Origin of the sequence: Mucilaginibacter tolerans (assembly GCF_030519375.1) — a bacterium.
Taxonomy (GTDB): domain Bacteria; phylum Bacteroidota; class Bacteroidia; order Sphingobacteriales; family Sphingobacteriaceae; genus Mucilaginibacter.
Map to the genome: position 1 here is coordinate 336,099 of NZ_JAUMKB010000005.1, position 9,917 is coordinate 346,015.

Here is a 9,917-nt window from a genome sequence, read left to right on the forward strand (position 1 = left end):
AAAAATACTAATAATGAACATCGCATTGCATCATTTTCGGTTAGTTGATACGATTTCGAAGGAGGGAACACTAACCAAAGCCGCTAAAACACTGCACCTTACGCAATCCGCATTGAGTCATCAGCTAAGGGAATTGGAACGTGAACTCGATGTACAAATATTCGACCGGCAAGGGAAAAGGTTACATTTATCTGACCAGGGATATCGTTTTCTGCGGACGTCCGAAAAAATATTAGCTGAAATTAAATCGCTTGAGGAGGATATTACCAACTATAAAATGGGCCGCACAGGCAAGCTCTCTATCAGCATGCAATGTTATACCGCTTACCACTGGCTACCGGGCATCATTAAATATTATAAAAAGCGCTGGCCGGATATCAATATTCAAATATTGTCTGAGGCCACCCGTCGCCCATTAGAATATTTAATGAATGGTGATCTGGACATTGGTATCATCCGTACACAAATGGTAAATACACGCATTCGTTACGAACCTATTTTTGAAGATCAATTGATGGCCGTGGTTGCCAAAGATCACCCTTTGGCAAAAAAAGATGTGATAGAGATATGTGATTTTCAGGACCAGGAGTTGATTCTCCCTCTATACGACCCATCATACCAGGATACCCCGGTAATTGAATCATTGATCGAAGCGCAGCATGTAAAACCCAAAACCCTGCACCGCATACATTATACAGATGCAACCATCGAGATGGTAAATGCTGGATTGGGAATTACTGTAATGGCCGACTGGATTGTTGAGCCCTACCTGAAGGACAGGAATATCGTAGTAAAGCCATTGCATCACAGTATAGCCAAACGTGCATGGTTTGCGGCAACATGTAAACAAACACCGGCTATTCAAAATTTTCTGGAATGTTTAAAGATGTATTTTGCAGGTGTTGATCTGAACACAGACGAACCGATGTTACAGGGATATCCCGGAACAATGCAGGCGGCTGCTCCTCTTGCGAAATACAGCACAATGCAGGATATTAAGAATTATCAATACTGATGCATTTCAAGTATATCTGGACTATTATCTTTCTATGTCTAAGTATAGATCTGTATTGCCAGGTTCCAAACAGACCCTTTCCGCAACACACAACTTATACAAAAGGCAGCATCAAGCCCAACCATATTTCGCAGGAACACCTGGATAAGCTAACGTTGAGCTTTTATGAACAGTGGAAGGATCGATATATCAGGGCGGGTTGTCATCCGCGCGAATATTTTGTTTGGTTTGAGCGTAAAGGTGACAAGCAATGCGTGTCCGAAGGCCAGGGTTATGGTATGATCATTACTGTTTTGATGGCCGGGGCGGATCGATCGGCAAAAACAACTTATAATGGCCTCTATCAATATTATAAAAACCATCCGGCAAACCACTCCAATCTGATGGCCTGGGCCCAAACCAAAGGCTGCCACGACCTGGATAAGAGCACAGCCACTGATGGCGACATGGATATCGCCTATTCCCTCCTAATGGCCGACAAACAATGGGGTAGCACAGGCAAAATCAATTATCTGAAGGAAGCACAGAAAATGATCGCATCTATTATGCATTATGAGATTAATCCACACACCTACTCTATTTTAATAAGTGATGCAATAGAATACGACAGCAAAGATTATTACGATACCCGTACATCGGATTTTATGCCTGCAAACTTTAAGGCTTTTGAAAATGCTACGCACGATGTAAGGTGGAAGAAAGTAATAGACAATAGCTATAAGCTGTTCAGCTATATGCAGGATACGTACAGTCCGGATGCTGGATTGGTGCCTGACTTTATTCGTCACATCAATAAAAAAGCGGCACCTGCTCAACCAAATTATTTGGAATCCCCTTATGATGGTACTTACAATTATAATGCCTGTCGTGTCCCATGGCGCATAGCAACAGATTATCTTCTTACAGGCGAGAAACGTGCAAAGAAATTCAATAACCGGATTAATAAATGGATACGCGAAACCACCCAAAATAAACCAGATAACCTCTCAGCAGGATATACCCTCGCAGGTAATGACATCAAACACCGCTATTTTGAAGCTCTAAGTTTTATCGGCCCGTTTGCCGTTTCTTCTATGACCGATAAGAAAAATCAGCAATGGCTAAACGATACCTGGGATTACCTTGTGAATTTCAAACTGAAGGATTACGATTATTATGATAACAGCATCAAGCTATTAAATATGATCATCCTATCGGGAAATTACTGGCAGTAAACTTCAAGCTAAAAGGCCAAAGCGGAAAGCTATTATTAACTTAATCAATCAACTTTTTAGCTGTTTCCAATCCACTGGTCAGCGCTGCTTCCACCGTACCCATCGCGGGGCCATCGTACAGATATTCTCCGGCAAAATAGATGGTATGATCTATCGGTGTGTTTAATACTTTCCGGGCTTCAGCTGACTCCAATGTATCATAAGCATAGGAGCCTAAAGTAAAAGGATCGGTTGTCCAGTTAACTACGTGCGAGGCTACCAGGTTATTTTTTAATTTATTTAACTCGATGTTAAATATATTGGATAAAGACTGCAACGCTTCTTTCAATAACTCACCACTACTCATATCCTTCTTCTTCGCAGCCGGAGGACCACCCAGCCAACCGGTAAGTAAAGTTGAAGACAACGGACGTTGTGTCCACCAGGTCGGTATCGCCTCTGCTGATAGGATAAAGCCCATATCACTCAAATCGACGCGGGTTACCGATTGATCTTCCCAGAAAGCTGTTTTGAATTGTAGTAATACCTTCACTACCGCTCCAAAACCTATCCGGCTGATAGCTTGCCAACACATGCTAACAGAAGGGCTGACCGTTATCGCTGCTGTTTCTGACGCGTCGGCCTTTAAAACGCCTAATGGCAGGGCGATGATCAGCTGTTTTGCTTTAAAACTTTCTTTATTAGATGTAATCACTTCCACCTGCCCATGTGTCCAATGAATCTGTTTGGCTATGGTAGTCAAATAAAATCGAACTCCATTTTGTTCACTTGTATTAACCAGGTAATTAATCATTCGCCCATAACCGTCCTTTACTCTGTGCTGTGTATCATCGTCCTCGCTTTGCCACTCTCTTCTCAAGGCGAATGCACTAGCGTTAAATGGATCAGCGGTATCATATCCTGAAACAAAACGGGTTACCCATGCTCTTAAGTTTGTATATTTTTCATCACCAAACTCTTGCAGCAAAAAATCACCGATATTAATATCCTTTTGAAGCTTATTGAGCTTCGCCATTAATAAATCCCAATGCTCAAATTGTTCAGCATTCTTTGAAAACTTACCATCACGACTGTGCCACATCTCACCCGATGCAGGTATTAAATCGATATTCGCCTCCTTAAGCAGCTGCATCGTTACAGGCAAATCACCATGAACAAACTCAGCACCCAACTCGGTATGCAGGTCATCATTTAAAGTATACATTCGCCCACCCAAGCGCTCACGCGCTTCCAATATCGCCACCTGCTTTCCGGCTTTGGATAACGCATAAGCAGCCATTAAACCTGCTGCACCGGCGCCTATAATAATTACATCTGTGTTTTTCATAATCGATGACGCAAATTAAAAGGATTTTGTCACAACAATAGTCACAAAAAGCAAAAGCCTCCCGTTACCGGAAGGCTATGCTATAGAAGTGATTGTTGAGTGCTTATCTATTACTTACAGCTAATTTGATAGTTTGTTTTTCAACATTCCATCCCTCCAGCAAAACAGTGGGTTCCACACCGCCCAATTTGGCAACAGGTGCACTAACTGAAACGGTAATACTTTCTTTCGGAGCCAGCGTAAAATAATTACCCGTCCAATAACTTGGCATTACTTCTTCTCCATTCTTTATCAGTTGAGGTCGAACAAAGAATGCCAGCTTTCCGGAGCTATTTGTAAACTGTAATGTCCATTTATTTTCGCTTCTGCCTTTTTCTGCCTTCAACACCCTGGTCTCAACTTGGGTGTTCCGCATACTATTCAGGGCCCTAAAATTATTCCCAGACGATAACCAGTAAACATTATGAGAAACTACCTTACCTGTGCCGTTTTTCAGGTTCATTACCAAAAAGCATGCTTCTTTTATGTCCTTCAATATTTCTTTTAGTTTGATTGCTTCCTGTACACCTTCGCCAGCCAGTCCCAAGTGTTCTCCATGAGCCGATTTTAGCAATTTACTATCGACATTATAAATAGCGACCTCAGCACTCAGACTTCCAGTAGCATGATGCACACGGTTGATTACCGCCGCTGTTGAGTCATCCTGGTTAAACTGGATATGTACAGGTTCACAAGCGTTCTGCATTGCATAATAACCTGCGTTTGGCTCCAGGTACCAGTCATATATTTGCCAAACCACACTTGGCAATGCAGCATTCAGCTTCCAGAGCATCACACCACCCGTTTCCGTTAGTTTGTGACCAGCTGCTTCAAAAATTCCCTGGTAGCCCACATAGTTCATTAGCTGCATCTTGTCTGAGAAGTTCACCATAGTGGTTGGCGTACCATAGCGTTTTGCCATCTCTTCATAATATTTATCATACATAGCAGCACCTGTTGCTGCATCATGATATCCCCAGCTATTGTTAAGCGGGAAAGGTAGTTTTGGATCCCAGGTCAGATTGGTGATCGTTTTGGCCAGTGTAGTATATGGCGGCTGTGATGGCAGGCCTGTTTCATCCTTAAATACCCAATCGTGTGCATCGTCAGCCAGCTTATAATATACTTTAGGATCTTTCCAGGCGTAAGGGCCACCGCTGTATACGCCCGAAGGCATATCATCCGGATAAGAACCTTTCCATCCTTCCGGCAACTTGGCAAAGCCTGATGAGCTTGGTATAAATGGCCTTGTACCGTCCATCGCTATAATGTTATCGCGCATCGCATCGTACAGCTCTTTACGGGCATGCCCCTCGTTTCCACCAGTCCAGACTAATAAACTTGGGTGGTTTCGGATGCGATAAATAGTACTTTTTACATTTTCTATAAACACGTTTCCCTCCAGCGGCCAGTCGGGCGAACCTTTGAACTCGCCCTGTGTATCACCCGTCACCCAAAAATCCGACCACACCATCATTCCGTACTTGTCGCAAGCGTTCCAAAAGGCATCAGGTGGAGTTACGCCTCCACCCCAGATACGCACCAGGTTCACATTAGCATTGCGGCATAAATGGATCTCATAATCATAACGGGCAGAATCGCGGTTTACCATCATGTCAGGTACCCAGGCTCCTCCATTCAAATGCACCCTTTTGCCATTTACAAAAAACTCACGGCGCACAAAACCATTTGCTGTCTTCGTCGCTTTTGAGCTAACCGTTCTTGCACCAAACAAGAAAGTAGTATCATCCTGTATACCCGACGCATCACTGTATTGTAAACGAATACGGTACAAGTTAGGGGCTCCATAACCATTTGGCCACCATAAATGTGGTTGATGAATAGTTAACTGGCTTATCTTATCCGCATTCAAGCTTACTTCTGTTGTTGAATTTGATTTTACTTTTTCCTCCTGAGAGAATTGTACATGTGCACCAACAAAATTTTCCGGCTTAATGCTAACCGTCAGTTTACCGGTCTTTGAGGAGTTTGTATTATTAGATAAAGTGAGGTTCAAGGATAGTTTTGCCGTATTCGTATCAGTTAGATTGGTTACCAGTTTGGGCCGACCGATAGTTACTGCTCCCGTAGTGCGTAAATAAACGGGCTGCCATATTCCCATATTCCGGTCACGTACCGGTGGCATCCAGTCCCAGCCTACTGAACATAACATGGTGACATTTTTACCAATATCACCTGTAGGGCCCCCATTTTCATAAAATGGACCGAGAGCTTGTAACTGTTCTTTGGCAGGATAACCGGGATAATCAAGCGGGTATATTTTTACTGCAAGACCATTTTCAGCACCTGCAATAATTTCTTTGCTCACATCCAGATTATGTTCGGCAAACATCCCTGCCATTTGGGTCGAATCGGCAATTGGCTTACCATTCACCCAAACTGCAGCACGATAGTTTATGCCCTTGAAAATCAGCTGAAATCTTCGCCCTTTATCCGCAGCTGGTACTTTAAAGGTAGTCCGGTACCAGTATGGCCGCTTCCAGGGGTTTGGGGTATTAGGCAAAAAGCTATATTGCTCAAGATTATATTCTTTATTAAATTGATCAGAAGCATCCGGTATCAACATATTATTTAATCCCTGGTATGGGTCCGGATAGATATGATTAGCCACAAGCCCGGTCAACACTGTCGACGGTACGCTAACCGGAAACCAGTAAATACCCGAATGATAATTGGGTTCAGACAGCTCCTTGCCATTCTCTTTTATAAGTGTCGACGATTGAAGATCAAAATTGATTAGTTTAACCTGCTTAATCGCTCCATTTTGCGCGAATAAGGCTGCGGGAAAGAGAAAACAAAGCAGCAGAAAAACTGATGAGTAAAAGAGCCTTTTCATTCCTACAAATAGCGTTCGTAAAACTACTTAACAATACCGCGAAGGTGTTGCACTAATTTAGCTTTTTATCATATTATTTTTAATGAGATGGCCCTTTATATTATTTCTTAGGAGAATTATTCTTTAAAACAATCACAGGCAAATGCTGATCCCATTGAGGTTTAAAACCCTTTTGATTCACCAGGCCCCTTCCACGTGTTGAAAAATTACCAAGAATGATATCCTGGTTACCATCCCCGTCAATATCCCCTATTTCCATCGTCAACCAGCGGCCATACTGATCAATTGGTATTTCATGAGCCGTAAACTGATTAGCCCTTGTTTGTTCAAGATAAGTGAAGCCTGCCGCCGGGTGAAACTTAAAATCAGCAAAAAATGCTATAGTTGCAATATCCAGGTCGCCATCATGATCAAAATCGGCAGCAATGGCCTTGGTACAGCCGTCGATATGATAAAAGTAAGTTTGCTTAAATTTCCAGTCACCCCGATTTGTAAAAATATAAACGCCGTGATATGGCTTCAGCACCTTCGAAAAATCGCTGTTATCTCCGCAAGTGTATAATATATCAGGTTTGCCATCATGATTAAAATCAACCAGCTGAAAACTACTTGAACCATACACAGCAGGAAAGTGCAGCAGGTTTTTCGTAATAAAACCACCCTTGTGGTCATTCAGGAACATCCATATCCCTTCATCGGCTTGTGCAAACAAACACATCACATCGGGCCAGCCATCATTGTCAAAATCACCGGTGGCTAATTGCTCGCCGCCCGGTACCTCTCTTATAACTGTTTTCTTAAAAGAATGATCGGGCCTTTGTTGCAATAAGAACAGCCCGCCGCGTTCGTGCCCAAACCCGCACACCACATAATCTGTTAAACCATCTTTATTAAAATCAGCAGCAACTGTTTGTACGGCCCTGGGAAGGCTATCCGCAAATATCTTCTGCTCTTTATTTTTAGCATTCAGGCTGACCTGTACCACTTGTCCTTTTTCAATATCCAGCGGTGGCAGCACCCCAATGCAGGTTAATATGGCATTATTGGTATTCGCCGGAAAGATGGATCCTGTAACTGATGAAGGCATCTTCCGGATCAACTTAGACTTTAGGTCTTTATCCCATTGATAAAAGCCACCGGCCGCATCGCCGCTGTAGAACTGGTGATCGCTATGATCGAATGCCAAAAGGGTGGTCATTGCAACCAGTGCTTTTGGGTCTTCCACGGGTTTAACCAAACTAAATAATGACCAATCCTTTAATGCGGGAGTAGCAGGTTTAGGAATAACTAAGTTAACCGGTGCGCTCTTTTGATAATAGGATACAATTTTCTGCCATTCTACAATATTCAACACTGATTTACGATCGGCAAAGTATTGCCCCATGTAATTGTTTATATACAGTCGCTTTGCCATAGCCGGCAAAACACCTCTTACCCAGCTGGCGCTGTCAATTAGCGAAGGATCGGGTAACTGATGACAGCTAACACAGTATTTCTTCGCCAGTTCTTTACCGTCAGCCATATCCTGTCTGAGTCTGCTTTCGGGTGTATTTTCATTACAACTATAAGCAATAAAAATTAGCGTCGTGACAGCACATACGATTAGAACACAAACCTGAATTGAAGAAAGTCTAAATTTTGTGAACATTTAGTTTAAGTCCTTGTGATGGCTGCGCAGACATAGCTATGTGTTTAAACGGCGCTGCTGCTTTGCTATTTTGCCTGCACATTGTAATAATCCCGATACGTAAAAACATATTCAGCATAATCCATTGATTATCCTCACATACACTTTTTAATTAAGAATTTTTATATTCTATTTTTTATGATTCTCCAATATTATTATTGGTAGCTTCATATTCCAGTAAGGTTTAAGGTTTGGGCCTACCACCAATCCCGTTGCATAATTCCCCAATACGATATCAGGCCTTCCGTTCGGCTTACTAATAGTATCTATGCCTAGCCATCTGCCATATTTGTTTACGGGTATTGCATGTGGTTTAAAACTCATTGCTTTATCCTGTTCAAAATAAATAAACCCTTCATTCGGTTTATGGGCCAGATCAGCAAACAAAGCTGTTGTTGCAATATCAATATCACCATCACCATCAAAATCCGTCGCAATAGCTTTTGTACAGCCATTTATTGGGTAAAAGTAGCTTTGTTTAAAATTCCAATCACCCTGATTTATAAAAATATATAACCCGTGATAAGGCTTGAAAACGCGTGAATCGTGAAAGTTATAACCACAAGTATAAATCAGGTCCAGCTTGCCATCGTGGTTCATATCAACCAACTGAAAGCTGGTTGATCCGTATACAGGTGGAAAATGAAGCAGATTTTTTTCTGTAAACCCGCCTTTCCGATCATTCAGGAATAACCACAGGCCTTCATCGCCTGTTCCAAATAATATCATTAAATCAGGCCAACCGTCGTTATTAAAATCGCCCACCCTCGCCTGTACAGAGCCTGCTTTTTTGATTATCGTGCTTTGTGTATATGAATGATCTGATTTTTGGCTCAGCAGGTAAACTCCCCCCGATTTATTCCCCTGGGCACAAATTACCAAATCAGTTTGACCATCTTTATTAAAGTCTCCCTCCACTGTTTGCACCGGGCGGTAAACTTCACTGGCTATTACTTTTGGCGCTGTAATTTCGGTTTTATCATTAAGGGGCACACTTACCACTTTCCCATTTGGAAAATCCATTGGTGCAAACTCCCCTACACACGCAACCCTGGCTGCATCTACGCCTTTTTCATCCTTTATAAAATTAATATCAACCCCAGGCGAAGGAAGCTGACCAACACTTCTCACGTTCAAATCTTTATCCCATTCATATAGTTTAGTTGTCACTACATCACTACTATATATTTTATGGGTTGACTGATTTACTGCAACCATTGTGGTAAAACTTACGCGATTAGCCTCTTTAGGCTTTTTTAAAGTGAAGCCGGCCCAATCATTGATCAACGGAGTCGGTGGCACTGAAACCGGCATAGAGTCGGGAGCCACTTTTTGATAATAATCATGAATTATTTGCAAATTAGTCAACGAAATCCCTCCGGTGTCTGTTGGTTTCTTATAAAAGGATGTTCCGTAAACTGAGACCTTAAGGTAATGTGCCATACCGGGAAGTGTATGGAACTGCCACACATCCTTGGTTAGCGCATTTGCGGGAACCTTCGTGTGGCATTTTGTACAGTACATCGCCACCAGTTTTTTTCCGTCGGCAACGGTATCTCCGGTTGGAGTAAAAGTATCTGTGGTTTTAGTAGTGTTAGTGCACCCATTGAATAATATGGTTCCTGAGATCAAAAAAACAAATAGTAACAGATATATGGAATAGAGAGTGACTTTGGTTAATCTCATAATTAATGTATAAAGTATTATTTAGTGAGTTTTAGTTTTTGCCAGATGTATTCGCCTACCTGTTTGCCCTGCTCTGCTCCCATCAGCGAGCT

At 42.3% G+C, this 9,917-nt stretch carries 6 protein-coding genes; 2 read left to right on the forward strand and 4 right to left on the reverse strand.

The features are described 5' to 3' along the window. Positions 1-13: 13 nt before the first annotated feature. Together Q3A68_RS09895 and Q3A68_RS09900 are read left to right on the forward strand one after the other, a co-directional pair. The gene (locus Q3A68_RS09895; protein ID WP_302900913.1) at positions 14-1,015 is read left to right on the forward strand and encodes a LysR family transcriptional regulator; all 1,002 of its coding nucleotides are present in this window, start codon (positions 14-16) and stop codon (positions 1,013-1,015) included. Next, positions 1,015-2,229 carry a family 8 glycosyl hydrolase gene (locus Q3A68_RS09900; RefSeq protein WP_302900914.1) on the forward strand — a complete coding sequence of 405 codons (1,215 nt, stop codon included), beginning with the start codon at positions 1,015-1,017 and terminating at the stop codon, positions 2,227-2,229. Before Q3A68_RS09895 ends, Q3A68_RS09900 begins: the two co-directional genes overlap by 1 nt. Positions 2,230-2,269: 40 nt before the next feature. Here Q3A68_RS09900 and Q3A68_RS09905 read toward each other — a convergent pair whose 3' ends face one another. From Q3A68_RS09905 to Q3A68_RS09920, 4 genes are all read right to left on the reverse strand, one after another. Next, a complete protein-coding gene (locus Q3A68_RS09905; protein ID WP_302900915.1) occupies positions 2,270-3,556 on the reverse strand; it encodes a flavin monoamine oxidase family protein in 1,287 nt (428 codons plus the stop codon). Between the two features lie 103 nt (positions 3,557-3,659). Then, positions 3,660-6,452, reverse strand: a complete 2,793-nt coding sequence (locus Q3A68_RS09910) for a glycoside hydrolase family 2 protein (protein ID WP_302900916.1) — start codon at positions 6,450-6,452, stop codon at positions 3,660-3,662. Between the two features lie 100 nt (positions 6,453-6,552). Beyond that, the gene (locus tag Q3A68_RS09915; RefSeq protein WP_302900917.1) at positions 6,553-7,974 is read right to left on the reverse strand and encodes an FG-GAP repeat domain-containing protein; all 1,422 of its coding nucleotides are present in this window, start codon (positions 7,972-7,974) and stop codon (positions 6,553-6,555) included. A gap of 294 nt (positions 7,975-8,268) precedes the next feature. Then, positions 8,269-9,825, reverse strand: coding sequence for an FG-GAP repeat domain-containing protein (locus Q3A68_RS09920; RefSeq protein WP_302900918.1), 1,557 nt, complete (start codon positions 9,823-9,825; stop codon positions 8,269-8,271). Between the last annotated feature and the right edge of the window lie 92 nt (positions 9,826-9,917).

Excerpts from the sequence above, each read along its gene's own strand:
- Q3A68_RS09895 (WP_302900913.1), top strand. The coding sequence starts at position 14 with ATGAACATCGCATTGCATCATTTTCGGTTAGTTGATACGATTTCGAAG.
- Q3A68_RS09900 (WP_302900914.1), top strand. The coding sequence starts at position 1,015 with ATGCATTTCAAGTATATCTGGACTATTATCTTTCTATGTCTAAGTATA.
- Q3A68_RS09905 (WP_302900915.1), bottom strand. The coding sequence starts at position 3,556 with ATGAAAAACACAGATGTAATTATTATAGGCGCCGGTGCAGCAGGTTTA.
- Q3A68_RS09910 (WP_302900916.1), bottom strand. The coding sequence starts at position 6,452 with ATGAAAAGGCTCTTTTACTCATCAGTTTTTCTGCTGCTTTGTTTTCTC.
- Q3A68_RS09915 (WP_302900917.1), bottom strand. The coding sequence starts at position 7,974 with ATGGCTGACGGTAAAGAACTGGCGAAGAAATACTGTGTTAGCTGTCAT.
- Q3A68_RS09920 (WP_302900918.1), bottom strand. The coding sequence starts at position 9,825 with ATGAGATTAACCAAAGTCACTCTCTATTCCATATATCTGTTACTATTT.